This window comes from Rahnella sp. BCC 1045, from assembly GCF_019049615.1.
Classification (GTDB): Bacteria; Pseudomonadota; Gammaproteobacteria; order Enterobacterales; family Enterobacteriaceae; genus Rahnella; species Rahnella contaminans.
On sequence record NZ_JAFMOZ010000122.1, the window covers coordinates 78,382 to 103,674 of the forward strand.

Genomic DNA, 25,293 nt, shown 5'->3' on the forward strand with positions numbered 1-25,293 from the left:
TTTCGGTTATAGAAACATCCCAATCTATCATTTTCCCTTATGCAATCAGACCAAGAAACGGCGACAATGTCCTACCGTGCCGGCAATTTAGATGAAGGGATTGGGCAAGAAAAAACCATTCATGCAGCACAAATCTGTGGGGGAGCAATTAAACGGGTCAGCCAGCAGGCTTTTAACTTGCTGTCACCGGTAGCGCCAAACCTTCCCTTTCTTAATCTGCTATAAAACGCGCTGACATTCGGCGGCGTAATCCGTATCATACGCGCCACAACGCCGTCCGGCCGGAAGACAAGAGCTGCGCGCAGACAGAAACGCACAATGCTAAACTCGCGCTATGACGACCACGCCCTTCTGGTGCCCCTTTTTGAGTCAGAGTTACTATTAATGTCAGAAATTCAATCAGTTGATAAAAAAGCTCAGTACAACCTGAATAAATTACAAAAGCGCCTGCGCCGTGAAGTCGGTAAAGCGATCGGTGACTTCGGTATGATCGAAGAAGGCGACCGTATTATGGTTTGCCTGTCCGGTGGTAAAGACAGCTACACCATGCTGGAAATTCTGGGCAATCTGCAAAAAAGCGCACCGGTGAATTTTTCCCTGGTGGCGGTGAATCTTGACCAGAAACAACCGGGCTTCCCGGCGCATATCCTGCCGGAATATCTGGAAAAGCTGGGCGTGGAATACAAGATTGTCACCGAAGACACCTATGCCATCGTGAAAGACAAAATCCCGGAAGGCAAAACCACCTGCTCCCTGTGTTCGCGTCTGCGTCGCGGGATTTTGTACCGTACCGCGACTGAACTGGGTTGTACCAAAATCGCCCTCGGCCATCATCGCGACGACATGCTGCAAACGCTGTTCCTCAACATGTTTTACGGCGGCAAGCTGAAAGGCATGCCACCAAAACTGATGAGCGACGACGGTAAACACATCGTGATCCGCCCCCTGGCGTATTGCCGTGAGAAAGATATTGAGCGTTTTGCCGTTGCGCGCGAATACCCGATCATCCCTTGCAACCTGTGCGGTTCGCAGCCAAACCTGCAACGTCAGGTCATCGGCGATATGCTGAATGACTGGGATAAAAAATACCCTGGCCGTATCGAAACCATGTTCAGCGCGATGCAAAACGTGGTGCCTTCACATCTGAACGACATGAATCTTTTTGATTTCAAAGGGATCAAACATGGCGGTGAAGTGGTTGATGGCGGCGATCTGGCGTTTGACCGTGAAGAGATCCCGATGCAGCCTGCGGGCTGGCAGCCTGAAGACGACGAAACGGCTGTGCCGGTTGAACGTCTGAACGTGCTGGAAATTAAGTAAGATTTCGTCCGGAAGTCACCGTTTGAAAAGCCCGCGCTGATGCGGGCTTTTTGCTTTTCAGACCAGCGTGAACGTTTCGGTCCAGTTGTAGTTGGTCATCACCAGCCTGACCGGGAGGCTGAGTGCTCCGAAGTTTCGATGCTGATTTTCATGAAACCAGATGCGCAGCGGTTCCGGCAGGTATTGTGCGCTGTAACGCAGCAGCGTGCTGTGCCAGAAAATCGGCGGGATCTCTGTATGAGGAAACCGCTCGCGGATTTTTTCCGCCCACGGCGTTTTCATCAAATCATCCACCAGCGATTGTCTGACACGCTGGCTCTCTTCATCAGGAAATCCTGCAAGCAGCAGCTGATCCGGTAACGCAATCAGCCGCAAATCGCGGATGTGCATGATAAGGCCGCCGCAATGCTTTCTGAAAATAGCGATTAATTCACCGGTTCCCGGCGCGTCTTCGGGTTTGTCATACAGCGCCTGCGTGACGGGAAAAAAAGTAAAATGCATGCCGTCAGGCGGCGCGACGTCGGCCAGCGGGTCGCCCTGCGTCACCGCTTTCAGTTCTGATAACAGCCCTGCCATAGCCGGTCCGGCGCGGTTACCGCTGGTGATCGCCAGACGGGTGGGATGGTAGAAAGGTTCAGAGCGGACAACGCCGGATTCCGGGTGAGAACTCCAGATTTCCAGCGTTCTGCGGGTCGCGTCGTCATACGCTTTTTGAATCATTTCGGCGGTATGCAAGACAAACTCCTGGGTAAGCAAAAATGAGATCGTTCCGGCAAAAGTGCCTGTGAATGCACCTTGCGGGGCATAAACCTCAAAAAGATTGAGCGAAATCAACATTAGAACTGTTGATTGGGTGCAGTATCTATTTCGCAGGTGAATGCAACGTCAAGCGATGGGCGTTGTGCTCCATATTGTCTTATTTCCAAATTTTTAGAATTAATGCATAGCACAATTTAATTCGAACGACGCCGGTCTTATGACCGGCTTTTTTTTGCCTTTTTTCAGGCAATTAGTACATTACAGCCAGCGACTTTTCTTCAGCCACCACGCCACAACAACCCCCAACAGCATCAGAAATCCGCAGAAAACCCCGAAACCTAAGGGCGACGTATTGCCGGGGATCCCGCCGAGGTTCACACCGAACAGCCCCGTGAGGAAGGTGGTTGGCAGGAAGATCATCGCCAGCATCGACATGGTGTACGTGCGGCGGTTGAGGGAATCGGCCATCAGTGAACTGATTTCATCGGAGAGCACCGCGGTACGCGCGATGCTGCCATCCAGATCGTCGAGCCCTCGCCCGAGACGATCGGAGATTTCCTGCATCAGGCGGCGGTCGTCGTCGTTCATCCACGGCAAACGTTCGCTCGCCAGACGCGAGAAGACGTCACGCTGCGGTGCCATATAACGGCGCAGGACAATCAGTTGTTTGCGCAGCAACGCCATCTGACCGCGCTCCGGCACCTGTTGTTCCATCAGGTCGTCTTCGATATCAATGATTTTGTCGTGCAGGTCTTCGATGAAATCGCTGGTGTGATCGGTCAGCGCATCGCAGGTTTCCACCAGCCATCTGCCGGTATTTTTCGGGCCGCTGCCGGCTTGCATATCGCTGATCATCTCTTCCATCGAGAACACCTTGCGATGACGGGTCGAGACGATGATTTTATCGGTCAGATAAACGCGGATCGTGACCAGCTGGTCCGGTCGTGCATCCGCATTCAGATTGATGCTGCGCAAGGTGATTAAGGTCCCTTCGCCGACGCGCACCACTTTTGGCCGCACGCTGTCACCGGCCAGCGCTTCACGCACGGTATCGGGCAGCACCGGTGTATTGCTGATCCACCGTTCGCTTTCAGGCCGCGTGTAATCCAGATGCAGCCAGCACGGCTTTTCATCGCTCGCCACGCACTGCGGGCTGATTTCGTTCACACCGCCCTCGCCGTTCATCTGGAATGAATAAACGGCGTCGGCAACCTGTAGTTCATTTCCCTTTATCACTTCCACGATACTCCCCGCTTTTTCTGCGTTATCTGTTTTAAGTTTAGCGTTAAGTGCTTGAAGTTCCAAAACACAACTCAGTTGAAAACCCTTCACCTCAATATCCCGAAGCGATCATGCCATGAGTGGGCGTGAAAAATGTAAACAGCGCCCGCTTTACTGTTTCACAATTTTCCAGAGTATTTCAGACTGCCCGGTGCCTGCATTTCGGCCAGATCCGGCATAACGCCGCGCATCACTTCCAGGAATTTACGCAGCCGCGCCGGATAATAGCTGGAATACGGATACACCAGATAGACAGGCAACGGCAGTGCGTTCCAGCCGGGCAAGACACGCTGTAAATGCCCTTGCGCAAGATCGTCCTGCACCACCCACGCTGACACAATGCCCGCGCCCAGACCGGAAAGCACGGCCTTGCGCACGGCGTATAAGCTGTCAGTCGCCATGCGCGGCGCAATCATGCAGCTTTCCATTCTGCCGTCGGTATCGTGGCGCAGCATGACTTCATTACGGTAAAAGGTGCTGAGGGCAACCCAGGGTAAATTCGGCAGTTCGCAGACCTGCGTCACCGGATGTTGTTGCAGCAATTCGGGCGTGGCGATAACGATACGCGGCACTTCGGCCAGCAAAACCGCCACCATCGACGGATCCGCAACGTTCCCGACCTGAATTGCACAGTCGATATCTTCAGAGAGGAAATCCGGCGTGCGGTCGTTGAGCATCCAGTCCACCGTAAGGTTCGGATACCGCTGTAAATAGCGGGTCAGCGGCCCGATCAGCTGATCCTGTCCGAACGCATGCGGCGCACGCACGCGCAGAGTGCCCACCGGTTCATCTCCCGCGCCGTGTAACTGATCTTCCAGCGACGCCCAGCGTTCGAGCAATAATTTGGCCTGCGCGTAACACCGTTCGCCGTCGTCGGTCAGTTTCATGGCGTGCGTGGTGCGAAGAATCAGCCGGGCGCCGAGCATTTTTTCCAGCGACTGCAAACGGCGGCTGACCGTTGGCTGGCTGGTGCCCAGCTGGGCGGCGGCGGCGGATAAACTGCCGCTTTCGACAATACGAATGAACGTCTGCATTAAGTCGATGCGGTCAATACCGCTGGTGAGTGGTGTATTCATACGCCTCACGTATAACAGTTTTACCTTTGTACAGGCTACCACTTATAACCGTTCGGGTGAAGAATGCGTGCCATGACCTCCACACAACACACGTATTCATCAGGAAAACATCATGTCAGACATCACCCAAACCTCTGCAACCGCCGCTGAACCAGCGCTTTCCGGCAAAATCATTTTTACGCTGGCCGCCGGTGCCGGGCTGAGCGTGGCATCGATTTACTACAGCCAGCCAATGCTCGGTATTATGGGCGGAAACTTGCAGGCCAGCACCACGTCGGTCGGGCTTATCCCGACGCTGACGCAGGCCGGCTACGCGCTGGGCATTCTGTTTTTGATCCCCCTTGGTGACCGTCACGACCGCCGGACCATTATCCTGCTCAAGAGTATTTTGCTGGCCGCTGCGTTACTGCTGTGCGGTTTTGTGCCGGGCATTCACGGCTTACTGGCCGCCAGCCTGATCACCGGTATCGGCGCCACTATGGCGCAGGATATCGTGCCCGCATCCGCGCATCTGGCTCCGGCGGCGCAGCGTGGTAAAACGGTCGGGACGGTGATGACCGGTTTGCTTGTCGGGATCCTGCTTTCCCGCGTGGTCAGCGGCTTTGTTGCGGAATATTTTGGCTGGCGGGTGATGTATCAGCTGGCAGCGGTCAGCGTCGCGCTGATTGGTTTTGCGCTGTGGCGGGTGCTGCCACGGTTCGCACCGGACACGCGTATCAGCTATGCCCGACTGCTGCATTCCATGTTCGGATTGTGGAAGCACTATAAAACGCTGCGCCACGCGGCGCTGGCTCAGGGTTTGCTGTCTGTCGCATTCAGCGCCTTCTGGTCAACCCTGGCGATTATGCTCAATGATACGTTTCATCTGGGCAGCGCGGTGGCCGGTGCTTTCGGGCTGGCCGGTGCAGCCGGTGCGCTGGCGGCTCCGCTGGCAGGCGCATTAGCCGATAAAAAAGGCCCGGCGCGGGTCACACAAATGGGTTCTGCGCTGGTGATGGTGTCTTTCGCCGCGATGTTCCTGCTGCCGCTGTTGTCGCCGCATGCGCAACTTGCGCTGATTGTGGCGAGTGCCATCGGTTTTGACTTAGGTATTCAGGCCACGCTGGTTGCCCATCAGACACTGGTTTATGGCCTCGAACCTGCGGCTCGCGGCAGGCTGAACGCCCTGCTGTTTACCGTGGTGTTTATCGGGATGTCCGCCGGTGCCGCGCTGGGCAGTAAAGCACTGGAAGCCGGTGGCTGGACGGGTGTGGTTCTGCTGGCCACCGTTGCTGCGGCCGCCGCCCTGCTGGTCCGTTTGTTCAGCCGTAAAAGCTGACCGTCAGATAAAAACAAAAAGCGCCGTGACTGGCGCTTTTTGCATTTTGGGAGGGCACCGGATATCAGTGTTTGATGATGTACATTTCCTGGCTGTAAGCGACGTCTTCCGGGTTGGTGATCGGATATCCTTTCACCCACGGTTTGATCAGGCGGCCATTGGTATACTGGTAGATCGGCGCAATCGGTGCCTCGCTGGCGATAATTTGCTCGGCTTTGTTGTAATCGTCGTTACGGCGCGCGTCGCTGGTTTCACGGCTGGCTTCAGCGATGACTTTGTCGTAATCGGCGCTGCTGAATTTGCTGATATTGCCGGAGTGCGTGGACGTCAGCAGGGACAGGAAGGTTGACGCTTCATTATAATCGCCGACCCATGACGCGCGGATCACATCGAAATTGCCGGTGTTGCGGCTGTCGATATAGGTTTTCCATTCCTGATTAACCAGTTTTACATCAGCACCCAGATTCTTTTTCCACATCGAGGCCACCGCGATCGCAATCTTCTGATGGCTTTCGGAGGTGTTGTACAGCAAGGTCAGATGCAGCGGTTTGTTCGGACCATAACCCGCCGCCGCCAGCAGCCCTTTCGCCTGCGCATTCAGTTCTTCCTGCGAGTAATCCTGCATTTCACTTTTCGTTGCTTTGAAACCGTTGGTAACGTCAGGCGTGAAGCGCCACGCCGGTTTTTCGCCTGTGCCCAGCACTTTCTCGGCAATCACGGTGCGGTCGATACTCAGCGACAGCGCCAGACGCACACGCGAATCGTCGGTCGGCGCACGACGGGTGTTAAACGCGTAATAATAGGTGCCGAGCTGATACGGCGTGTAGACCTGTCCCGGAATATCGTGCATCAGTTTTTTGTACTGATCTTTCGGGAAGGATTCGGTGATATCGATATCATTGGCCAGATAACGTTTTGTGGCGTTGGATTCTTTATTGATTGGCACGAAAGTGACTTTCGTCAGCACGGTATGCGCGTGATCCCAGTAATTCGGATTCGGCTCCAGCATCAGTTTTTCGTTCACGACGCGCTCTTTCAGCACATACGCACCGTTGCCCACCAGATTGCCAGGCTTGGTCCAGTCATCGCCAAATTTTTCCACCGTGGCTTTATGCACGGGGAACAGGCTGAAATTCGCCAGCAGGCTGACAAAAAACGGCACCGGACGGTCGAGCGTGACGCGCAGTTGCGTCGGGCTGATGGCGGTAACACCGAGCTTATCAACCGGCATTTTCCCGGCAATGATCGCATCAGCGTTAGCAATACCGGCCAGCGCCGCAAACCATGAACCGGTTGATAAGCTTTTCGGATCAACCAGACGCTGCCAGCTGTATACGAAATCCTGCGCCGTCACCGGATCGCCGTTCGACCATTTGGCGTCTTTACGCAATGTGAACAGGAAAATCTGATTGTTCTGGTTCTGCCAGCTTTCGGCGACGCCCGGAATATTTTTCCCGTTAGCGTCCTGATTCACCAGACCTTCGAACAGATCACGCGCCACCTGCGCTTCAGGCAAGCCGACGACTTTCGCCGGGTCGAGCGAAGCGGGTTCATCTTTGATATGACGGACGATTTCCTGTCTGGCGGCAAGTTGCGTACCGGCGGGAACCTGAGCGGCCATGGCCTGACTGGAAATGAGTGCCACCAGCGCGGCACAGGCGGAATACGGTAAGAGAGGAAACGATTTTCCCTGCGGCATAAATTCTCCTGAACACATAAGGGGCGAGCCCTGAAATATTCAGGAGTTTTATCATTTGTTACCGCAATCCCCTACAGGAAATCGTTACAGATTTGCCTTCGCGCACAAAACAACGGCCCCAGGCGAGAAATTATTCGGAACCGGCGATGTCAATTCCGCCGCAGTGAAACTTCATCGCGGGTTCAACGTCCTGCGCCAGCCAGGTCGGGCCATCGAGATCGATGAACTTCGCGCCCGCCGCCAGCGGAAGTGCCGCCCGCACCGCGCGCGAGGTGCATAACATGCAGCCCAGCATGATTTCAAACCCCTGCTCACGCGCCGCCTTTGCCAGCCGCAGTGCGCCCGTCAGGCCGCCGGTTTTATCGAGTTTGATATTCACCATCTCATAACGCCCTTTCAGCGCCGGAAGCCCTTCAATCGTATGGCAACTTTCGTCGGCGCAAATTGGCAGGGGATGGATGAAATTCTCCAGCGCAGAATCTTCACCCGCAGGTAACGGTTGTTCGAGCATCAAAATCCCGAGATCGGCCAGCAACTGGCAGCGTGCCGCCAGTCCGTCGCTTTGCCACGCTTCATTGGCATCCACAACCAGGGACGCCTTGGGCACGGCGGCGCGGATAGCCACCAGACGTTCGGCTATCAGCCGGTCATCGAGTTTAATTTTCAGCAGCGTTGCACCCTTTTGTTGCAGCGCGAGCGCGGCTTCCGCCATCTCTTCCGGCGTGCCGATACTGACGGTCTGCGCCATGCTGATTGACGCCAGCGGTTCAGTGCCGGTGAGTTGCCAGAGAGTCTGGCCGGTGAGTTGCGTTTCAAGATTCCACAACGCGCAATCGAGCGCATTTCGTGCGGCACCGGCAGGAAGCAAATGTTGCAACTGTTCGCGCGTTGCGCCCTGTTCAATCGCCGTGACGGCGCTGGCAATTTGCGCCATCACCGAGGTTTCGCTTTCGTCATAGCGGGGATACGGCGTGCATTCTCCCACGCCGCGAATGCCCTTTTCTTCGATTTCGACTGTGACTACGCGCGCTTCAGTGCGGCTGCCGCGGGAGATCACAAATGTCGTATGCAACGGCCAGGCTTCCGGATAAAAGCGGACACTTCTCATAGCGGCTCCTCGGTATATACTCAAACGGGTATATATAAGATATACAAGTATTTAGCATTTAATCTATATCCAACCTACAATTGTTCCCCTAAACTGAAAGCCGTTTGACTCCAATGTCCATAGGAAATAATCATGACCCAGACAGTACACTTTCAGAGCAATCCGGTCACCGTTGCCGGCAAAATCCCACAAAAAGGCGACGTCGCCAAGCCGTTCAGCCTGGTCGCTAAAGATCTCTCTGATGTCAGCCTGAGCAGCTTCGCGGGCAAACGCAAAGTCCTGAACATTTTCCCAAGCATTGATACCGGTGTTTGTGCGACGTCAGTGCGTAAATTCAACCAGCTGGCGGGCGAAATTGAGAACACTGTGGTTCTGTGTATCTCCGCTGACCTGCCATTCGCACAGTCCCGTTTCTGCGGTGCGGAAGGCCTGAGCCACGTCACCACGCTGTCCACCCTGCGTGGCGGTGATTTCAAATCTGAATACGGCGTCGCGATCACCGACAGCGCACTGGCTGGCCTGACTGCGCGTGCCGTTATCGTTCTGGATGGTCAGGACAACGTGCTGTACAGCGAGCTGGTGAACGAAATTACCACCGAACCGGACTATGAGTCTGCGCTGGCTGTCCTGAAATAAGGATCTGAGTTTTGTCATCTTCGGATGACAGGCGAAAAAAAAGCAACGGCTCAGTCCGTTGCTTTTTATTGCTTCTTATTTAATGAAAAATTTACTGACCAGCAGGCATTACTCTTCGCTTTCGCCGGTTTCACCGCGACGGGCGCTGAGGCCGTATTCGCGCAGTTTATTGGCAATCGCCGTGTGTGAAACGCCCAGACGTTTCGCCAGTTTTCGCGTGCTTGGATAAGTGCGATAAAGACGGGTCAGCACCGAGCGTTCGAAACGCTTGCTGATGTCGTCGAGCGAACCGTTTAGCGCTTCTTCGCCAATCGTCACTTCGGCATCAAAGTCTGGCAGAACGATGTCCTGCGGGCGCAGTTCGCCGCCTTCGAGCTGGGTGAGCGCACGATAAATGGCGTTTTTGAGCTGACGGACATTGCCCGGCCAGCCGTAATGCGTCAGATAATTTGCCAGCTGCGAGGACAGTTTTGGTCGCGGCATCCCCTGTTCATCAGAGAAACGCGCCACAAACAGTTCGGTCAGCGGCATGACATCCGCCGGACGATCGCGCAGCGGCGGCAGCGTCAGGCTCAGCACGTTCAGACGGTAATACAGGTCTTCACGGAATTCTCCACGCTGAACCAGTTCCACAAGATTCTTCTGCGTGGCGCACATCACGCGTACATCCACCTTCACTTCATGCTCTTCGCCGACGCGCCGGAACGTGCCGTCATTGAGAAAACGCAGCAACTTGATCTGCATTCTCGGCGACATTTCACCGATTTCATCGAGCAATACCGAACCGCCGTTGGCCTGTTCGAAGAAGCCTTTTTTTCCTTCCAGGGCATTCGGATAGGCGCCAGCGGCATAACCGAACAGTTCACTTTCAACGACATCATCCGGCAGCGAAGCACAGTTGAGGCCAAGGAACGGCTTTTTACCGCGCGCGCTGCGCAGGTGGCAGGCGTGCGCCAGCAAATCTTTGCCGGTGCCGGTATCACCGACGATCAGCAACGGGGCATCCAGCATCGCCAGTTTGCGGGCCTGATCCAGCACGTGGCGCATTTTGCTGCTGACCGCGACAATATGGTCGAACTCGCTGTCGTCGTTGACCGTCAGATCCTGCAACTGCCGACCCATACGGGCGGCTGATTTGAGCATGACCACGGCACCGGCGATCCCGCCTTTTTCGTTTTCATCCTCAATGTGGATCGGGGTGAGATCCATCAGGAAATCCTGACTGCGGATGACAATTCGCTCGGAATGCGGCTGAGCATTATCGCTTTCTAACCAGCGCGTGACGTTGTAACCGGTGATCAGATTCGCCGCCGTGACGTTGCGGATTTTATCTTCATCGAGTTCAAACAATGCCATCGCTGCCGGGTTGGCCTGCTCGATTTTACCTTTCATATCAATGGAGAATACCGGCTCCGGCATGGAAACCAGCAGCGCACGCAGGGCGCGGTGTTCACGCTCAGAAGGCATGAACGTGACAGTACGGACATCCGTCACGCCGTCGATACGGCGGATTTCTGCCATCAGGGCGCGAAAAGTATCAAAATCCAGTTGGGAAAAATTAAGGTAAATGCGGCCAATCGAGGCAATCTCGATACCGCGTAAATCAATACTGCGTAAAACCAGTAGATCGAGTAGTTCCCGGGTGAGCCCCAGGCGGTCTTCGCAAAAAACTTCCAGACGCATCAGTGTTGACCTTTTTCTGCCGGTGCGGAAATCGCTGGAGGGATAATACTCTTTCATGTACACGGGAAGAAGAGACTGTCACGAAAAGTTGACAAAATAATTCCCGGATGGAAATCCGCTTGCCACAATGATCGGCTAAGCGTTTTGCTTTTGCAGTGATTTTTGCTGTTATTTTCGGGTGCGCGGACTTCGCCATCGCCCCCTTTTTCTGCTACTATCGCCCTTCTGATTTCATCGCCAAATGGTTCCCGACTATGAAGTTCGTCTCCTTTAATATCAACGGATTGCGCGCACGCCCGCACCAGCTTGCCGCCATTATTGAACAGCATCAGCCTGACGTGATCGGTCTGCAGGAAACTAAGGTTCATGACGACATGTTTCCGCTGGAAGATGTCAGTCAGTACGGCTATCACGTGTTCTATCATGGTCAGAAAGGCCATTATGGCGTGGCTATGCTGACTAAGCAGGAACCGGTGGCTGTACGTCGTGGTTTCCCGGGAGACGATGAAGACTCCCAGCGCCGTATCATTATGGCCGACATTGAAACGCCCCAGGGCATTCTGACGGTCATCAACGGGTATTTCCCGCAGGGTGAAAGCCGCGACCATCCGACCAAATTCCCGGCCAAAGAGAAGTTCTACCGCGATTTGCAGGATTACCTGAACACCAGTTTGTCAGTGAATAATCCGGTGGTTGTGATGGGCGACGTGAATATCAGCCCGACCGATCTGGATATCGGTATCGGCGAAGACAGCCGTAAACGCTGGCTGCGCACCGGTAAATGTTCTTTCCTGCCGGAAGAGCGCGAATGGATGGATCGCCTTAAAGGCTGGGGACTCGTTGATACGTTCCGCGCCGCTAACCCGGAAGCGACCGATAAATTCTCGTGGTTTGACTACCGTTCACGCGGCTTTGACGAAAACCGCGGCCTGCGCATCGATCTGATCCTGGCGAGCAATCCGCTGGCTGAACGCTGTTTAGCGACCGGTATCGATTACGATATTCGCGGAATGGAAAAACCGTCTGACCATGCGCCAATCTGGGCAACGTTCGACCTGAAGTAATACAGATGAAAACGATTGATGTGGTTGCCGCGCTGATTGAATGTGAGGGAAAATTACTCCTCGCCCGGCGCGATGCCAGCAGCGATCAGGCCGGTTTATGGGAATTCCCCGGCGGAAAGGTCGAAGCCGGGGAAAGTCAGCCCGCCGCGCTGATACGTGAGTTACGCGAAGAGATGAACATCACCGCGCAGGTTGCCGGTTTTGTCGCGACCAGCGAACTGCACCAGCCGGGACGCCTGATCCGGCTGCACGGCTGGCGCGTCAGCAGTTTTACAGGAACGATTTCGTTACAGTGTCACTCGGAAGTTTGCTGGGTTGCGCCGCAGGAGGTTCGTTCCTTTGAACTGGCACCGGCGGATATTCCGCTGATTGAGGCCTATCTGCGGGCCTTGTAGCCACGGCGCCGCTTAACGCTTCTCCATAAAAAAGGCGCGGACAGGTGACTGTTTCCGCGCCTTTTTGCTGTTCAGAGCCGGGTTATTTTTTCAGAACTTCCCATTTCAGTTCATTGGTGCCGACCACGTTCGGGTCGCGCGAGCATTGCAGCACCACGCTGTCTGCCGTGACCACCGCGCCCTCACTGTAGCTCTGGTTGTTGTAGATGCAGCAGTTATGGCAGGTCGGCGCACTGTTATTATTGCCGTTGCCGCTGTTTTCCCAGATTTGCGGCGGCAGCGGTACCACGACGTCCGCGCCGTTGCCGTAACGCTCCGCCATAGCCGGAGCCGACAGCAATGACGAACTGACCAGTAACGCCATCAGCGCTTTATGCATCAGCTTCTTATTCATCAGTACGTTATTCATCACTGTTTGCTTCCTTCCCTTTGGGACTGGCTTTACGCCGTTTAGGTGCGCTTTTGCCTTTCGCCGCCGCAGCGGGCTTTGAAGGCAGGCTGCGGAATGCCGAAGACACCCGGTTCGTTTTGGCCTGAATGATGAGGTTCTGCAACGTGGCGACCAGCGGTTCCATGAAATCCTGGTAGCGGCAGCTTTTTTCACTGATACGCGTCAGCGTGGATTCCCAGTCAGCCGTCATATCTGGCCTTGCGGCAATGTCCGGCAGTGAATGAATCAGTGCGCGGCCAGTGTCGCTGGAATGAATATAACGCCCTTTTTTGTATAAAAACTCGCGGCGGAACAGGAGTTCGATAATCCCGGCGCGTGTCGCTTCTGTGCCCAATCCGTCCGTGGCGCGCAGAATTTTCTTCAGTTCTTTATCCTGAACAAAACGCGCAATACCGGTCATCGCGGAAAGCAATGTCGCATCGGTGAACGGGCGCGGCGGCTGCGTCTGGCGCTCCACCACTTCTCCGCGTTCGCACAGTAATTCATCGCCCTTCGCCACGACCGGCAACGGCGTACCTTCGTTTTCTTCGTCACGCTCTTTGCTGCCAAGCAGGGTTCGCCAGCCTGCCTCAGCCAGGAAACGCGCTTTGGCGATAAACTTGCCACCTGCAATATCCAGATCGATAACGCATTTGCGGTATACCGCGTCGGGGCAGAATTGCATCAGATACTGACGTGCTACCAGACCATAAATTTTGCGCTCGTCATCGCTCAGGTTGACGTTACTGCTGCGCGCCGTCGGGATAATCGCGTGGTGCGCATCGACCTTTTTGTCGTCCCAGCAACGGTTACGCAAATCGGTATCAACCACCGGCTGCGGCATTAAATCCGGGCGGTGAACGCCGATGGCATTCAGTACGGCGTGACGTCCGGCAAAATGTTCTTCTGGCAGATATCGGCAATCCGAACGCGGATACGTAATCAGTTTGTGCGTTTCATAGAGTTTCTGACAGATATCCAGAATCTGCTGCGCGCTCAGGCCAAAAGCTTTTGACCCTTCAATCTGCAAGGTGGATAACGAGAACGGCAACGGCGCGATGTCATTTTCACGTTTGTCGTTATACCCGGTGACCATCGCCGGTTGCCCGGCAATGCGCGCCACCACGTGATCGGCCAGCGGGCGGTGCAGCAAACGCCCTTCTTCATCCTGATACGGCTCGCAGGAGTCGCTCGGTTGCCAGAGCGCGATGAAGCGTTCTTCGGCAGGCGTGACGATATGCGCTTTCACTTCAAAAAAATCTTTCGGTACGAAGTTTTCGATTTCTTCATCACGGCGCACCACCAGACCGAGCACTGGCGTTTGCACGCGGCCCACGGAAAGCACGCCGTTGTATCCTGCATTGCGCCCTAAAATAGTATAGGCGCGGGTCATGTTGATGCCGTAAAGCCAGTCAGCGCGGGCGCGGGCCAGCGCAGAAACGCACAGCGGAATAAAATCACGGTTGTCGCGCAGGCGTTCAATGGCACGTTCGACGGCCTGCGGATTGAGATCGTTAATCAGACAGCGCTGGGTCGCCTGGCGTTTTTCCGGCGTCAGTTCGAGATAATCCAGCACTTCATCCACCAGCAGTTGCCCTTCGCGATCCGGGTCACCCGCGTGGACAACCTGAGAGGCTTCAAGCAGCAGACGTTTGATGACATTAAGCTGTTTAGCGACGGAAGGACGCGGCTGAAGCTGCCATTTATTAGGAATGATCGGTAAGTCAGCCAGTGCCCAGCGGGCGAAGCGGCTGTCATAGGCATCCGGCTGGGCCTGTTCCAGTAAGTGACCGACACACCAGGTCACCACCTGGTCGTTACCGCAGGCAATGTATCCGTCGCCGCGGCGATGAGGCTTTGGCAGGACATCGGCAATAGCGCGGGCAAGGCTGGGTTTTTCGGCAATAAACAGACGCATCAGATCGCACCGTCCTGAAGTGTGACCGCGAGTGTGATCGCTACAAGAATTTCCATCATCCCATCCTTCATTCACAACGTCCTCATCATCCAGGGTGGCTATGTTAGCCGCTGGCGACGCAATTAGTAAGATGGATAGAGACATCCGGGATGGCGGTCGCTCACAAAGGCAGCGAAAAACCGGTTTATCAGAATCAACCGAACATATTCTGCTGAAAAACCGGTCTGTCCGTCGTGAGGAAATGGCTTAGAAATGCGTCACGAAAGGTGTGCTGTCCACCGGAATGACCTGCAAACTTGCTTTAAGCTGCGGCGTGCCGAGATACAGGAAACCGACGATTTTATCGTTCTCGCCGCAATGGAAGGCTTTGCGGACATCAGGATGATCGGTCCACGCGCCGGTGCGCCAGATGCCGTTGAACCCCTGAGCCAGCGCTGCCATCTGCATCGCCTGCACGGCACAACCGGCGGACAACAATTGTTCCCACTGTGGCACTTTCGGGCTTTCCTTGCAGGCCGCAATCACGGTGATGATTTGCGGCGCGCGAAGCGGAGCCTGCGTGGCTTTCTCAATGGCTTTTTCGTCCGCGCCGTCTTTGATCGCCGCCGCGCGCAGCAGCTCGCTGAAACGCGTCAGACCATCATTTTCTGCAATCACGAAGCGCCACGGCTGGAGCGCACCGTGGTCTGGCGCACGCAGCCCTGCGTTGATGATATTTTGCAGTGCTTGCCCTGCCGGTGCGGGAGCCGCCAGACGGGATGCAGAACGGCGGTTAAGTAACAAATCCAGTGCGTCCATTTTATTCTCCTGAGAATAATTGCTATTTACCTTACGTTAACATAGGCACAACGCATTTTTCCAACCTCCGGCAGGCTTTCGGATAATGCGTCACCGCCAAATTCTGAAATGATTTAAAGCTGACATTTCTCCGGCAGGTCATTAGGATAGCGGGACTTAACCGTCTTATTGGAGAGACCATGCGCACATTGTGGCGAATTATCGCCGGTTTTTTTAAGTGGACCTGGCGTCTTCTTAATTTCGTCAGAGAATTCATTCTCAACGTATTTCTTATTCTGATCATTCTGGCCGGCGTCGGCATCTGGTATGCCGTGCAGGATAAGCCGGTTGAAACCACCAAAGGCGCGCTGCTGGTTGATCTCAGCGGCTCGGTGGTGGACAAACCTTCCGTCAACAATAAAGTCCGCCAGTGGGGCCGCGAGCTTCTGGGGACATCCAGCAGCCGGTTACAGGAAAACTCCCTGTTTGATCTGGTCGATACCCTTCGTTCAGCAAAAGATGACAAAAACGTCACCGGTATCGTGTTGCAACTGACCGATTTCACCGGTACCGATCAGTCATCCATGCAATATATCGGTAAAGCATTGCGTGAATTCCGTGATGCCGGTAAACCGATTTACGCCATCGGTGACAGCTACAATCAGTCGCAATATTATCTGGCGAGCTACGCCAATAAAATCTATCTGTCGCCGCAGGGCGCGGTCGATTTGCACGGTTTTGCGACCAATAATCTGTACTACAAATCTCTGCTGGATAAGCTGAAGGTCACCACCAACATCTTCCGCGTCGGGACGTATAAATCTGCCGTTGAACCGCTGATCCGTGATGATATGTCGCCTGCGGCCCGCGAGGCGGATAGCCGCTGGATTGGTGGCTTGTGGAGTAACTATCTGAATACCGTTTCGGCTAACCGTCAGATTACGCCTGAGCAATTGTTCCCGGGTGCAGCGGGCATTCTTGCGGGCATGCAGGCCACCGGCGGCGACATGGCTCAGTACGCGCTGAAAGCCAAACTGGTGGATTCTCTGGCATCACGGACCGACGCAGACAATGACATGGTGAAAGCATTTGGCTGGAATAAAACCACCAAAGACTTTAACTACACCAGCATTTACGATTATTCACCGAAGCCAAAACCGGATAACAATGATCCGCAAATCGCGGTGATCTTCGCGACCGGTGCCATCAACGACGGTGAAGAGCAACCGGGTGCGGTGGGCGGCGATACCACCGCACAGCAAATTCGCGATGCCCGTCTGGATCCGAAAGTGAAAGCGATTGTATTCCGCGTCAACAGTCCTGGCGGCAGCGTCAGCGCGTCTGAAGTGATCCGCTCTGAACTGGCCGCCGCGAAAGCTGCGGGTAAACCGGTGGTAGTTTCAATGGGTGGTATGGCGGCTTCCGGGGGTTACTGGATTTCAACGCCAGCGAACTACATCATTGCCAGCCCAAGCACGCTGACCGGCTCCATCGGTATCTTTGGTGTGATCAATACGTATCAGAACACACTTGATTACGCCGGTGTGCATACTGATGGCGTGGCGACTTCCCCGCTGGCCGATATCGCATCGACCAAAGCGTTGCCGCCGGAATTCTCGCAAATGATGCAGCTGAACATCGAGAATGGGTATAAAACCTTCCTCGGCCTGGTGGCGGATTCCCGTCATAAAACGCCGGAGCAGATTGATCAGATTGCACAGGGTCACGTCTGGATTGGTTCTGACGCCAAGGCCAACGGTCTGGTGGATGAACTGGGTGATTTCGATGACGCCGTGAAGAAAGCTGCGGATCTGGCCAAACTGCCGAAATGGCAGTTGAACTGGTATGTCAGCGAGCCAAGTCTGAGCGATATGTTGTTCTCCCAGGTCAGCGTGTCCGTTCACGCCATGCTGCCTGCGGCTATTCAGGCCTATCTGCCTGCGCCGGTGAGCAAAATGGCGATGGAGCTGAAATCACAAGCTGACCTGTTCAGCAACATGAACGATCCGCAAAACCGTTACGCACTTTGCCTGACGTGTGGTGACGTGAAGTAATTGCGTTAACCCCTGCGGCATGAAAATCTGCCCGGCGCTTCTCCCAGAGAACGCCGGGCTTTTTTGTAGCACCGCCCTTTTCTGGTGGGACAGCGGCGGCGAAGCCTTTATACTTAGCGCAGTTGCTTTCACCTTTCTAAAAAAAGAACATCTTTGATGACTAAAAAATCTATTTACGTTGCCTACACCGGCGGCACCATCGGTATGCAGCGTTCTGAGCAGGGTTACATTCCTGTATCCGGCCATTTACAACGCCAGCTGGCGCTGATGCCAGAATTCCACCGCCCTGAAATGCCTGAGTTTACGATTCAGGAATACGCGCCACTGATGGATTCTTCCGACATGACGCCGGAAGACTGGCAGCACATCGCGGACGACATTCAGGCGCATTACGACGATTACGACGGTTTTGTGATTTTGCATGGCACGGACACCATGGCCTTCACGGCTTCTGCGCTGTCTTTCATGCTGGAAAATCTGAGCAAGCCGGTGATCGTTACGGGTTCGCAAATCCCGCTGGAAGCCCTGCGCTCTGACGGGCAGATTAACCTGCTGAACTCGCTGTATATTGCGGCAAATCATCCGGTTAACGAAGTCACCCTGTTTTTCAATAACCGTCTTTATCGCGGTAACCGCAGCACTAAAGCCCACGCCGACGGTTTTGATGCATTCGCGTCACCCAACCTTTCTCCGTTGCTGGAAGCGGGCATTCACATCCGCCGTCTGTCCACCCCTTCGCTGCCGGTCATTCCTGCTTCGACGCTGAAAGTGCATCACATCACCCCGCAGCCTATCGGCGTGGTGACTATTTACCCCGGCATTTCCGCAGAAGTTGTGCAAAACTTTCTGATGCAGCCCGTGAAAGCGCTGATCCTGCGCTCTTACGGAGTCGGCAATGCCCCGCAAAAAGGTGATTTGCTGAAAGTGCTGAAGGACGCCTCTGAGCGCGGCATTGTGGTCGTGAATCTGACGCAATGTATCTCCGGACGCGTCAATATGGGGGGTTATGCAACGGGCAATGCGCTTGCGCATTCCGGCGTGATCAGCGGATTTGATATGACGGTGGAAGCCGCGCTGACCAAGCTGCATTACCTGCTCAGCCAGTCACATACGCCGGAAGAAATCCGCGAACTGATGCAGCAGAATCTGCGTGGCGAACTGACGGAATAGTTGACCGTATAAGAGGCGATATGAAATCTGCGTTGTTACTGGTCGATTTGCAAAACGATTTTTGCCGCGGTGGCGCGCTGGCCGTTAATGACGGGGATGCGACCGTTGCCGTCGCCAATCAGATGATGTTGTGGTGTAAAAGCCGCGATATCCCCGTGGTGGCGTCGCAAGACTGGCACCCTGCCGGACACAAAAGTTTTGCCGCAAATTCGCATCAGGATGCCTGGACATCGGGCGAACTGAACGGGCTGCCGCAGGTCTGGTGGCCGGTTCACTGCGTTCAGCACGAACCCGGCGCGGAATTCCATCCGTCACTGAATACGCGTCTTTTAGATTTTGTCGTCCAAAAAGGCACGGACGCTGAAATCGACAGTTACAGTGCATTCTTCGATAACGGCCACCGCGCCGCTACCGTGCTGAACGACTGGCTGAAAGCCGCAAAGATTTCGCATCTTTATGTCATGGGTCTGGCGACGGATTATTGTGTGAAGTTCACGGTCCTGGACGCGCTGTCGCAGGGATATCAGGTTACGCTGCTGACCGATGGCTGCCGTGGTGTGAACATCGAACCTCACGACAGTGCTGAAGCTGTTGAAGCAATGCGTGAGGCTGGCGCACAAATCGGGACGGCAGACGCACTGAACGGCTGATTACTCTGCTCTTCAGAGGCAAAAAAGGCGCGTTATGCGCCTTTTTTATTCCCTGACATTTCGCGTAAAAAACTGCTTATCTCAATGTCCCCGCCGTAAGATGTTCAATTCCGGACAAATTCATTTTTTACAAAACTTCACGTAATAGATCTCGTTTTGGGTATGCGTAATACGTTATAAATAGCACACTATCATTAATCACCTGGCTGTATTCCATGATAATTTTACGACTGGCATGCCACGCTAATGACTCTGCAATGTGTCCGTTATTTTTTATCGATAAATAATGAATGGACTATGCGTGGCCGTACCAATAAGATGGCGCCGCTTTTTATTAAATGAATAACTCAAGCTTAGGATGAGCAGGCTAACCCTTAAGGATTATCAGATTGAAAGAATACCAATATCAAATTTTAAAAAGCTGTCTTCAGCGTGAAGTGATGGATTCAGAGAAAGACTTTTCCTGGTTCCGCACGCTGCATCGCGCCATTAAATGCCCGGGCAGGCGATTCTACTTCTGGTGGCGAATCGCTAATTATCTTTATAAAACCGGCGGCAAGGCTTCCAGAAAATATGCAATTTCGGTAAACAGAAGATTAAGAAATAAATATGGTACCGATATCAATCTGGGCGCTGATATTGGCCCCGGAATGAAGATTTCTCATTTCGTTGGTATTGTGGTTGCCGATTGTTGCGAAATAGGCTCGAACCTGAACATTAAGCAAAATGTGACAATTGGTATCAAATATGACAATCAGAGCGGCAAGATCTATATAGGGGACAATGTCATCATTGGTGCGAACAGTTGCATTATCGGTTGCGATATAAGCATCGGGAATAATGTCACCATCGGTGCGATGAGTTTCGTAGATAAAAATGTTCCTAATGATTGCGTTGTCTATAACCAGCGCACAGATAACCTGATCTACAAGCAGATTGCGTAACCCACTGACGATTATTTTTTAAAGGCGCGTTATGCGCCTTTTTTATGCCTCAGACAAACCCCCTCCCATTACTCCGGTTTGAGTCTAATCAGCGCATCCTGAGCGAACTGTTGTTTCAGCTCTTGCTTGCTTTTGGTAACGATCTGCCCGTCAGTGCCGATGCTCATATGCTGGGCATCCACGTTGTGACGTGACTGATACAGCATCACCGCTTGCAGGCTGTGCTCTTTTTGTTCTGGCGTCAGCGCCACACCGTCGGGCCATTTCCCCAGCTCTACGGCCAGCGCCAGACGTGCGTAGATTTCCGGCGTCATTACATCAATGAGTTGATTAATTTCCATCTGAGCACCTCTGTTCAACAGGATTATTCAAAAGGTTTTGAATAATAGCTGAATCGATTTTGTCGGTAAGATTACAGCGCAGCCTAACCGGCCGTTTTTTCGCCATTTTTGCTGTCGGTAAAACTCATCGCAGCAGAATTTACGCAGTAACGTTCACCTGTTGGTTGCGGGCCATCCGGGAAAACATGCCCTAAATGTGCCCCGCAGCTGGAACAGCGGATCTCAATGCGGTCCATATTATGCGTATTATCAGTGAGATATTTTATCGCATCGTGGTCAACAGGTTGATAAAAACTTGGCCATCCGCAGCCGGATTCATACTTAGTCTCTGAGTAAAACAGAGGCGCGTTACACACTACGCAATGATAAATGCCCTGGCGAATGTTGTGCAGCAGTTTTCCTGTATAAGGGCGCTCGGTTCCGTGTTCCTGGGTGACATAACGTTGAATTTCAGTGAGTTGTTCGGGTGCAGAAGCAGATTTGGATGAATTGCTCATGATTATCGTTCTCTGACGAATTTAAATTACAACTAAATTAACAGTTTATAATAACAAAAAATTAACAACAATTCAGCCTGTTTTGTCCTAAACTGTATGGCATCAGCGTTAGCCAGCTCCAACTTGTGATGGCGATCACACTCCTGATCTTCTTGCCCTTTATATTCTGTTTTTCGCCCCCATCTGGTTGTGAGCCGATTAAAAAAACGGAACGTGCAATAAGCGAGCAACAGTAGGTCGTCGCTTTGACTTACAGCAATAATTGACACGATTCCGCTTGACGCTCAGCAAGGTTTTTGTAATTTTACAACCAACCTTTTATTCACTAAAAAAATAGCTGGTGGAATATATGACTATCAAAGTAGGTATCAACGGTTTTGGCCGTATCGGTCGCATTGTTTTCCGTGCTGCTCAGGAACGTTCTGACATCGAGATCGTAGCAATCAACGATCTGTTAGACGCAGAATACATGGCATACATGCTGAAGTACGACTCAACTCATGGTCGTTTCAACGGTACTGTTGAAGTTAAAGACGGTCACCTGGTTGTTAACGGCAAAACCATCCGTGTTACCGCTGAGCGTGACCCAGCTAACCTGAAATGGAATGAAGTTAACGTTGATGTTGTTGCTGAAGCGACTGGTCTGTTCCTGGACGACGCAACTGCACGTAAACACATCACTGCAGGCGCTAAGAAAGTTGTTCTGACTGGTCCATCTAAAGATGACACCCCTATGTTCGTTATGGGCGTTAACCATAAAGAATACAAAGGTCAGGAAATCGTTTCTAACGCATCTTGCACCACTAACTGCCTGGCACCACTGGCTAAAGTTATCAACGACAACTTCGGTATCGTTGAAGCGCTGATGACCACTGTTCATGCAACTACCGCAACTCAGAAAACCGTTGATGGCCCGTCTCACAAAGACTGGCGCGGCGGCCGCGGCGCATCTCAAAACATCATCCCTTCTTCTACCGGTGCAGCTAAAGCAGTAGGTAAAGTTATCCCTGCTCTGAACGGTAAACTGACCGGTATGGCGTTCCGCGTTCCTACTCCTAACGTTTCTGTTGTTGACCTGACTGCACGTCTGGAAAAACCAGCAACCTACAAAGAAATCTGCGCAGTAATCAAAGCAGCTTCTGAAGCAGGCGACCTGAAAGGCGTTCTGGGTTACACCGAAGACGACGTTGTTTCTACCGATTTCAACGGCGAAAAACTGACTTCAGTATTCGATGCTAAAGCAGGTATCGCGCTGAATGACAACTTTGTGAAACTGGTTTCCTGGTACGACAACGAAACTGGCTACTCAAACAAAGTACTGGATCTGATTTCTCACGTTTCCAAATAATTGGCAATGTTGATGAACTGATTGAAGGGCGACGCAAGTCGCCCTTTTGCTTTCTGTCAGTCGCACATTTTTATCAGGCATATGAGTGCGATCAAACAGAATGATCACGTTCATCTGTAGTCTTGGTTCTTATCTTCGTAATTGTTAAAACCCTGACAGGACTTTAGATAATGACAGAACAACTCTTTTCTCTTCCGGTCGTAAACCAAATTTCAACCACCATCAGCCAGCGTCAGATCGACGAACTGCCGGTGATCGTTGTTTCTCATCCCAAAGTAAAAGCGGCTGTAGCCTTACAAGGCGCACATTTATTGTCCTGGCAGCCTGAAGGCGAAGCGCCTGTGCTGTGGATGAGCAGCGCAAGCGCTTTCAAAGAAGGCGTCGCAATTCGTGGCGGTATTCCAATTTGCTGGCCGTGGTTTGGCCCGGCGGGTAAACCGTCTCACGGTTTTGCGCGTAACTTCACCTGGACACTGACCGATCACAAAGAAAGCGCTGAAGGCGTTGTTCTGACGCTGACGCTGAAAAGCACACCTGAAAGTCTGGAATTGTGGCCACACGAATTTGTGCTGACCGCGCGCTTCACACTCGGTGAAATCTGCCACATTGAGCTGGAATCTGCCGGTGACTTCGAAGCCAACAGCGCCCTGCACACCTATTTCAACATCGGCAATATCGCGGATGTCACCGTTAAAGGGCTCGGTGCCAGCTTCATTGATAAAGTCGATGGCGCGAAACTTAAAGAAGAAGCTGGTGACCTGACCTTTACCGGACAGACTGACCGCATCTACACCCAGCCTCAGGCGACCAGTGAAATCGTGGATCCGGTGCTGAAACGCACGCTGGTTGTTGCGCATGAAAACAACGCAGACGTTGTGGCGTGGAACCCGGGTTCTGCGCTGTCCGTAAGCATGGTCGATATGCCAGACGACGGTTACAAAACCATGGTTTGTGTTGAAACGGCGCAGGTGTCAGACAAGCATGTTTCGACCGCCGCTGCACCGGCACGTCTTGCGGTGACATTCTCAATCCGCAAATAACCGGACAGAGTTTTCACGTCGTAAAAACTAAGGGGCCATCCGGCCCCTTTTGTCTGCGTCAGATTTAGCGAATTCAGACCATATCCAGCGAGGTTTTCCCGCGTGGTGCCGGAAAGGCAGCATTGATCATCGCAATTTCTTCATCCGTCAGAAACAGCGCCAACGCTGCCGCATTCTCTTTGACATGCTGCGGCTGAACGGCTTTAGGAATCGCAATCACGTTGCGGGTGCGCGTTACCCAAGCCAGCGCGATTTGCGAACTGCTCACGCCGCGCACGGCGGCAATTTTCTGCATCACCGGATTGTCCAGCACGTCATGACGTAATTTTCCGGCCTGTGCCAGCGGGCAATACGCCATTACCGGGACAGCGTGTTCTTCGCACCACGGCAAAAGGTCAAATTCGATGCCCCGTGAAGCGGCGTGATATAAAACCTGATCGGTCATACATTCCTGGCCGCCGGGAATCTTCCACAATTCCTGCATATCATCGGTATCAAGATTGGATACGCCCCAGCGCCGGATTTTGCCTGACTGCTGCAACTTTTCCATCGCCGCAACGGTGTCATGTAACGGAATCGAACCACGCCAGTGCAACAGATACAGGTCTATACAATCTGTTTGCAATCTTTTGAGACTTTGTTCGCAGGCGGTTATCGCCTTCTCCCCTCCGGCATGATGTGGATAGACTTTTGAGACCAGATACACTTCATCACGCCGTCCGGCTATTGCCTCGCCGACCACCCTTTCCGCCTCGCCGTCCGCGTACATTTCTGCGGTGTCGATCAGGGTCATACCGGCATCCAGCCCTTGTTTCAGCGCATCCACTTCGGCGCGCCGCTCACTGCGTTGTTCTCCCATAAACCAGGTGCCTTGTCCGATTGCGGGAACGCTTGTGCCATCAGGAAATTGCACGGTTTTCGCTTTCATCTGTTTCCTCCTGTCGGGTCTGCAAAAATGAGTGATGAACTCGTGGTGAACTATAAATGTGCAAATGGGGTGAAACGCCCCATGAATGTGCAGAGTATGCACCGGAAAAGTGCCCGCTTAATTAAAAGCTGTAGGTCACACCGGTCCAGACAATCGCGCTATAAGATTTATCCACCATCGGACTGTCTTTCACTTCGTCCGCTAAACGGATGTAACGGCCGGTGAAGAAGCCCTGCCAGTCGCGGGTAAAGTTATAACGAGCGGAAATCTCGGCGTAAGGACTAAAGCTGTCATCGGCAGAATAGCTGTTCAGGCCACTGCGACGCGATTCTCCTTTGGTGACGCCATAGTAGTAATCGTTCTGGTTGCTGCTGTTCCACATAACACCAAAACCAGGAACCAGTGCCCAGTTGTCCTGATGAATCGGATACAGATAAGCCGCATCGGCGACCAGGCCATTACTGTTATTGAGCACATCACCGTTAAACGTTGCACGCAGCGTGCCCCAGTCTTCAACATGTGAATACGCCAGACCGCCCATCAGCGTACCGCGGCGTTTGTTGAGACGTTTCATCTGGTGATCGTCAGAGTCATCGGGGTCAAAACCGAATGGAATATACGTTGCAGTGACGCTGAATTTATTGCTGCTGTCCTTCCAAAGATAGTAGCCTGCAGTCAGTGATTTGAAATAGAAATCGTCACTGTCGTAAGACACGATCGGCACGGGTAAAATTTTATTGTCATAACCACGGTATGCGTTGACATCCGCCAGAGCCGAAGCGCCGAGTGACCAGGTTCCTGCGACAGCTGCATGACTGAAAAGCACTGCCGAGCCCACGATGGACAGTGTTTTGAGG

Annotated in this window: 25 protein-coding genes; 12 read left to right on the forward strand and 13 right to left on the reverse strand. The window is 53.2% G+C overall.

The window, feature by feature from the left end:
* Positions 1-66: 66 nt before the first annotated feature.
* Complete coding sequence (locus tag J1782_RS10730; protein ID WP_193333174.1) at positions 67-225, forward strand: hypothetical protein; 159 nt, start codon at positions 67-69, stop codon at positions 223-225.
* Between the two features lie 159 nt (positions 226-384).
* On the forward strand, positions 385-1,320 hold the full coding sequence (ttcA, locus tag J1782_RS10735) for a tRNA 2-thiocytidine(32) synthetase TtcA (RefSeq protein ID WP_152327110.1): 936 nt from the start codon (positions 385-387) through the stop codon (positions 1,318-1,320).
* Positions 1,321-1,377: 57 nt separating this feature from the next.
* Here the strand turns inward: ttcA and J1782_RS10740 are convergent, their stop codons facing one another.
* The 3 genes from J1782_RS10740 to J1782_RS10750 form a co-directional block, all read right to left on the reverse strand.
* On the reverse strand, positions 1,378-2,055 hold the full coding sequence (locus J1782_RS10740; RefSeq protein WP_217153135.1) for a hypothetical protein: 678 nt from the start codon (positions 2,053-2,055) through the stop codon (positions 1,378-1,380).
* 282 nt (positions 2,056-2,337) lie between these two features.
* The gene (gene zntB / locus J1782_RS10745; RefSeq protein WP_208952256.1) at positions 2,338-3,321 is read right to left on the reverse strand and encodes a zinc transporter ZntB; all 984 of its coding nucleotides are present in this window, start codon (positions 3,319-3,321) and stop codon (positions 2,338-2,340) included.
* 158 nt (positions 3,322-3,479) lie between these two features.
* Positions 3,480-4,436 carry a LysR family transcriptional regulator gene (locus tag J1782_RS10750; RefSeq protein WP_165057752.1) on the reverse strand — a complete coding sequence of 319 codons (957 nt, stop codon included), beginning with the start codon at positions 4,434-4,436 and terminating at the stop codon, positions 3,480-3,482.
* A 112-nt stretch (positions 4,437-4,548) separates the two neighbouring features.
* Here J1782_RS10750 and J1782_RS10755 point away from each other — a divergent pair, with 112 nt between their 5' ends.
* The gene (locus J1782_RS10755; protein ID WP_152327106.1) at positions 4,549-5,754 is read left to right on the forward strand and encodes an MFS transporter; all 1,206 of its coding nucleotides are present in this window, start codon (positions 4,549-4,551) and stop codon (positions 5,752-5,754) included.
* A gap of 64 nt (positions 5,755-5,818) precedes the next feature.
* Here the strand turns inward: J1782_RS10755 and J1782_RS10760 are convergent, their stop codons facing one another.
* Together J1782_RS10760 and ycjG are read right to left on the reverse strand one after the other, a co-directional pair.
* Positions 5,819-7,375 (reverse strand): ABC transporter substrate-binding protein, encoded by a 1,557-nt coding sequence (locus J1782_RS10760; RefSeq protein WP_235937345.1) that lies wholly within the window; start codon positions 7,373-7,375, stop codon positions 5,819-5,821.
* A gap of 208 nt (positions 7,376-7,583) precedes the next feature.
* Positions 7,584-8,561 (reverse strand): L-Ala-D/L-Glu epimerase, encoded by a 978-nt coding sequence (gene ycjG / locus J1782_RS10765; RefSeq protein WP_217153136.1) that lies wholly within the window; start codon positions 8,559-8,561, stop codon positions 7,584-7,586.
* A gap of 132 nt (positions 8,562-8,693) precedes the next feature.
* On the opposite strand from ycjG, the gene tpx reads away from it, so the two are divergent.
* Positions 8,694-9,197, forward strand: coding sequence for a thiol peroxidase (gene tpx / locus J1782_RS10770; RefSeq protein ID WP_152327103.1), 504 nt, complete (start codon positions 8,694-8,696; stop codon positions 9,195-9,197).
* A gap of 108 nt (positions 9,198-9,305) precedes the next feature.
* Here the strand turns inward: tpx and tyrR are convergent, their stop codons facing one another.
* The gene (tyrR, locus tag J1782_RS10775) at positions 9,306-10,880 is read right to left on the reverse strand and encodes a transcriptional regulator TyrR (protein ID WP_165057758.1); all 1,575 of its coding nucleotides are present in this window, start codon (positions 10,878-10,880) and stop codon (positions 9,306-9,308) included.
* 254 nt (positions 10,881-11,134) lie between these two features.
* Here tyrR and xthA point away from each other — a divergent pair, with 254 nt between their 5' ends.
* Positions 11,135-11,944, forward strand: a complete 810-nt coding sequence (xthA, locus tag J1782_RS10780; RefSeq protein ID WP_195823178.1) for an exodeoxyribonuclease III — start codon at positions 11,135-11,137, stop codon at positions 11,942-11,944.
* 5 nt (positions 11,945-11,949) lie between these two features.
* Positions 11,950-12,339, forward strand: coding sequence for a pyrimidine (deoxy)nucleoside triphosphate diphosphatase (locus J1782_RS10785; protein WP_217153137.1), 390 nt, complete (start codon positions 11,950-11,952; stop codon positions 12,337-12,339).
* A gap of 82 nt (positions 12,340-12,421) precedes the next feature.
* Here J1782_RS10785 and J1782_RS10790 read toward each other — a convergent pair whose 3' ends face one another.
* The 3 genes from J1782_RS10790 to J1782_RS10800 form a co-directional block, all read right to left on the reverse strand.
* Complete coding sequence (locus J1782_RS10790) at positions 12,422-12,718, reverse strand: DUF1496 domain-containing protein (RefSeq protein WP_193333189.1); 297 nt, start codon at positions 12,716-12,718, stop codon at positions 12,422-12,424.
* A 22-nt stretch (positions 12,719-12,740) separates the two neighbouring features.
* The gene (locus J1782_RS10795; RefSeq protein ID WP_217153138.1) at positions 12,741-14,687 is read right to left on the reverse strand and encodes a DNA topoisomerase III; all 1,947 of its coding nucleotides are present in this window, start codon (positions 14,685-14,687) and stop codon (positions 12,741-12,743) included.
* 246 nt (positions 14,688-14,933) lie between these two features.
* Positions 14,934-15,485, reverse strand: a complete 552-nt coding sequence (locus J1782_RS10800) for an NAD(P)H nitroreductase (RefSeq protein ID WP_152327099.1) — start codon at positions 15,483-15,485, stop codon at positions 14,934-14,936.
* A 179-nt stretch (positions 15,486-15,664) separates the two neighbouring features.
* Here J1782_RS10800 and sppA point away from each other — a divergent pair, with 179 nt between their 5' ends.
* The 4 genes from sppA to J1782_RS10820 all read left to right on the forward strand — a co-directional run bounded on the left by sppA (position 15,665) and on the right by J1782_RS10820 (position 20,282).
* Positions 15,665-17,518 carry a signal peptide peptidase SppA gene (sppA, locus tag J1782_RS10805; protein WP_152327098.1) on the forward strand — a complete coding sequence of 618 codons (1,854 nt, stop codon included), beginning with the start codon at positions 15,665-15,667 and terminating at the stop codon, positions 17,516-17,518.
* A gap of 156 nt (positions 17,519-17,674) precedes the next feature.
* On the forward strand, positions 17,675-18,688 hold the full coding sequence (ansA, locus tag J1782_RS10810; protein ID WP_152327097.1) for an asparaginase: 1,014 nt from the start codon (positions 17,675-17,677) through the stop codon (positions 18,686-18,688).
* Between the two features lie 20 nt (positions 18,689-18,708).
* Positions 18,709-19,338, forward strand: coding sequence for a bifunctional nicotinamidase/pyrazinamidase (pncA, locus tag J1782_RS10815; protein ID WP_165057763.1), 630 nt, complete (start codon positions 18,709-18,711; stop codon positions 19,336-19,338).
* Positions 19,339-19,727: 389 nt separating this feature from the next.
* On the forward strand, positions 19,728-20,282 hold the full coding sequence (locus J1782_RS10820; RefSeq protein WP_152327095.1) for a serine acetyltransferase: 555 nt from the start codon (positions 19,728-19,730) through the stop codon (positions 20,280-20,282).
* Positions 20,283-20,350: 68 nt separating this feature from the next.
* On the opposite strand, the gene J1782_RS10825 is transcribed toward J1782_RS10820, so the two are convergent.
* Together J1782_RS10825 and msrB are read right to left on the reverse strand one after the other, a co-directional pair.
* Positions 20,351-20,623, reverse strand: a complete 273-nt coding sequence (locus tag J1782_RS10825) for a YeaC family protein (RefSeq protein ID WP_195823172.1) — start codon at positions 20,621-20,623, stop codon at positions 20,351-20,353.
* Between the two features lie 83 nt (positions 20,624-20,706).
* Positions 20,707-21,120: a peptide-methionine (R)-S-oxide reductase MsrB gene (gene msrB / locus J1782_RS10830; protein ID WP_217153139.1), complete on the reverse strand. Its 414-nt coding sequence runs from the start codon at positions 21,118-21,120 to the stop codon at positions 20,707-20,709.
* A 349-nt stretch (positions 21,121-21,469) separates the two neighbouring features.
* Here msrB and gapA point away from each other — a divergent pair, with 349 nt between their 5' ends.
* A complete protein-coding gene (gene gapA / locus J1782_RS10835) occupies positions 21,470-22,468 on the forward strand; it encodes a glyceraldehyde-3-phosphate dehydrogenase (protein WP_193333173.1) in 999 nt (332 codons plus the stop codon).
* A gap of 170 nt (positions 22,469-22,638) precedes the next feature.
* A complete protein-coding gene (locus tag J1782_RS10840) occupies positions 22,639-23,508 on the forward strand; it encodes a D-hexose-6-phosphate mutarotase (RefSeq protein ID WP_217153140.1) in 870 nt (289 codons plus the stop codon).
* 73 nt (positions 23,509-23,581) lie between these two features.
* Here J1782_RS10840 and J1782_RS10845 read toward each other — a convergent pair whose 3' ends face one another.
* Together J1782_RS10845 and J1782_RS10850 are read right to left on the reverse strand one after the other, a co-directional pair.
* Entirely contained in the window at positions 23,582-24,436 is an 855-nt protein-coding gene (locus J1782_RS10845) for an aldo/keto reductase (protein WP_165057769.1), read from the reverse strand.
* Between the two features lie 121 nt (positions 24,437-24,557).
* Positions 24,558-25,293, reverse strand: a 736-nt coding sequence (locus J1782_RS10850) for a MipA/OmpV family protein (protein WP_254303043.1), incomplete at its 5' end; no start/stop codon positions are given.

Bases quoted from the DNA above. Each gene is read 5' to 3' on its own strand.
- J1782_RS10730 (WP_193333174.1), top strand. From the start codon at position 67: ATGTCCTACCGTGCCGGCAATTTAGATGAAGGGATTGGGCAAGAAAAA.
- ttcA (WP_152327110.1), top strand. From the start codon at position 385: ATGTCAGAAATTCAATCAGTTGATAAAAAAGCTCAGTACAACCTGAAT.
- J1782_RS10750 (WP_165057752.1), bottom strand. From the start codon at position 4,436: ATGAATACACCACTCACCAGCGGTATTGACCGCATCGACTTAATGCAG.
- J1782_RS10755 (WP_152327106.1), top strand. From the start codon at position 4,549: ATGTCAGACATCACCCAAACCTCTGCAACCGCCGCTGAACCAGCGCTT.
- J1782_RS10760 (WP_235937345.1), bottom strand. From the start codon at position 7,375: ATGGCCGCTCAGGTTCCCGCCGGTACGCAACTTGCCGCCAGACAGGAA.
- ycjG (WP_217153136.1), bottom strand. From the start codon at position 8,561: ATGAGAAGTGTCCGCTTTTATCCGGAAGCCTGGCCGTTGCATACGACA.
- tpx (WP_152327103.1), top strand. From the start codon at position 8,694: ATGACCCAGACAGTACACTTTCAGAGCAATCCGGTCACCGTTGCCGGC.
- tyrR (WP_165057758.1), bottom strand. From the start codon at position 10,880: ATGCGTCTGGAAGTTTTTTGCGAAGACCGCCTGGGGCTCACCCGGGAA.
- xthA (WP_195823178.1), top strand. From the start codon at position 11,135: ATGAAGTTCGTCTCCTTTAATATCAACGGATTGCGCGCACGCCCGCAC.
- J1782_RS10785 (WP_217153137.1), top strand. From the start codon at position 11,950: ATGAAAACGATTGATGTGGTTGCCGCGCTGATTGAATGTGAGGGAAAA.
- J1782_RS10790 (WP_193333189.1), bottom strand. From the start codon at position 12,718: ATGCATAAAGCGCTGATGGCGTTACTGGTCAGTTCGTCATTGCTGTCG.
- J1782_RS10795 (WP_217153138.1), bottom strand. From the start codon at position 14,687: ATGCGTCTGTTTATTGCCGAAAAACCCAGCCTTGCCCGCGCTATTGCC.
- J1782_RS10800 (WP_152327099.1), bottom strand. From the start codon at position 15,485: ATGGACGCACTGGATTTGTTACTTAACCGCCGTTCTGCATCCCGTCTG.
- sppA (WP_152327098.1), top strand. From the start codon at position 15,665: ATGCGCACATTGTGGCGAATTATCGCCGGTTTTTTTAAGTGGACCTGG.
- ansA (WP_152327097.1), top strand. From the start codon at position 17,675: ATGACTAAAAAATCTATTTACGTTGCCTACACCGGCGGCACCATCGGT.
- pncA (WP_165057763.1), top strand. From the start codon at position 18,709: ATGAAATCTGCGTTGTTACTGGTCGATTTGCAAAACGATTTTTGCCGC.
- J1782_RS10825 (WP_195823172.1), bottom strand. From the start codon at position 20,623: ATGGAAATTAATCAACTCATTGATGTAATGACGCCGGAAATCTACGCA.
- msrB (WP_217153139.1), bottom strand. From the start codon at position 21,120: ATGAGCAATTCATCCAAATCTGCTTCTGCACCCGAACAACTCACTGAA.
- gapA (WP_193333173.1), top strand. From the start codon at position 21,470: ATGACTATCAAAGTAGGTATCAACGGTTTTGGCCGTATCGGTCGCATT.
- J1782_RS10840 (WP_217153140.1), top strand. From the start codon at position 22,639: ATGACAGAACAACTCTTTTCTCTTCCGGTCGTAAACCAAATTTCAACC.
- J1782_RS10845 (WP_165057769.1), bottom strand. From the start codon at position 24,436: ATGAAAGCGAAAACCGTGCAATTTCCTGATGGCACAAGCGTTCCCGCA.